This window comes from Coralloluteibacterium thermophilum (assembly GCF_042654365.1).
Classification (GTDB): Bacteria; Pseudomonadota; Gammaproteobacteria; order Xanthomonadales; family Xanthomonadaceae; genus Coralloluteibacterium; species Coralloluteibacterium thermophilum.
On the sequence record NZ_JBHSGG010000056.1, the window covers coordinates 1 to 1,028 of the forward strand.

Annotated in this window: 1 protein-coding gene; it reads left to right on the plus strand. The window is 65.9% G+C overall.

Annotation, left to right across the window (positions count from 1 at the left end):
- Window positions 1-82: 82 nt before the first annotated feature.
- Window positions 83-1,028 (plus strand): IS481 family transposase (locus ACFO3Q_RS16765; protein ID WP_377006048.1); only part of this gene is annotated, 946 nt, incomplete at its 3' end.

Genomic DNA, 1,028 nt, shown 5'->3' on the forward strand with positions numbered 1-1,028 from the left:
TGTGATCTCTCAGTAGGTTGTTCACCCGGGGCATCTCTGGAAGATGGGGGTTGCGAAGCCAACCCAGCCCCAGGAGCCCCGGATGAACCTGCATAAACATGCCCGTCTTACGCCTCACGGTCGAGCCCTGCTTGTCGAACGAGTGGTCCAACATGGGCTGCGCGTCGAAGAAGCCGCCCACGCCGCGGGCGTTAGCGTCAAAACGGCCTACAAGTGGCTGCGCCGCTTCCGTGAGGAAGGTCCCTCCGGTCTGCAGGACCGATCCTCACGACCGCATGGTTCACCCCACGCCACCCCGACAGCGGTGGTCAAGCAGGTCATGGCACTGCGCCGCCAGCGGCAGACCTATCGCCAGATCTCCTCAGCCTTGCCCGTTGGGCTAAGCACGATCGCGCGGCTGATGCGTCGCGCCGGGCTGCACCGATTGGCCGAGCTCGCGCCAGCGCATCCGGACAACCGCTACGAGTATCCGCAGGCAGGCGATCTGCTGCATCTGGACATCAAGAAGCTGGGGCGGTTCTGGCGTCCCGGGCATCGCGTCACCGGCGATCGGCAAGGTAGCTCCGATGGCGCCGGCTGGGAGTTCGTCCACCTGGCCATCGACGATCACTCCCGGGTCGCCTTCGGCACCATCGAAGGCAACGAGCGCGGGGCCAGCGCCTGCCGGGCGCTACTGCAGGCGCTGCGCTACTACCGCAGCCTCGGCGTCACCTTCATCCGAGTCATGACCGACAACGGCGCCTGCTACAAGTCCCGGCGCTTCCGCAGGCTCCTGCGGCGCCTGGGCCTGCGCCATCTGCGCACCCGTCCGTACACGCCGCGCACCAATGGCAAGGCCGAACGGCTGGTCCAGACCGCCTTGCGCGAGTGGGCCTATGCCCGCTCCTATGAAAGCTCCGACCAGCGCCGGCTGGCATTTCCCCGTTGGCTGCACCACTACAACTGGCATCGACCACACGCCAGCCTCGGCTACCAACCCCCTATCACCCGTCTTCAGCTTCCCCTGAACAACGTCCTGGGTTTACACA